The organism is Psychroserpens mesophilus (assembly GCF_050617655.1).
GTDB lineage: Bacteria > Bacteroidota > Bacteroidia > Flavobacteriales > Flavobacteriaceae > Psychroserpens > Psychroserpens mesophilus_A.
Map to the genome: position 1 here is coordinate 1 of NZ_JBODQC010000220.1, position 264 is coordinate 264.

Genomic DNA, 264 nt, shown 5'->3' on the forward strand with positions numbered 1-264 from the left:
TTCTTCGTTGCGTCTTCCTGAAAAATCTGGCACTCTACCTTCTACCAAAAACTCTTTAAAGTAGTCCCATTTGTAATCCGACCCTACTCCTTTTACAACAACACCTTCAAAATCAGTTTCGGTTCTTATAACCGCAAATTTTGTAGCAACACCTTGTATATGTGTTATCCCTTCAACAGCATTAAACTTTGGATAAAATTCCTGATTTATAGAAATAGGCACCCGAGATTCGTCCGACGCATTAGTATCGTAGATCGTGGTTTT

Annotated in this window: 1 pseudogene; it reads right to left on the minus strand. The window is 38.3% G+C overall.

The annotated features are described in order from the left end of the window. Positions 1-264: pseudogene (locus ACRHNM_RS17025) on the minus strand (ABC transporter permease); the annotation flags it as partial.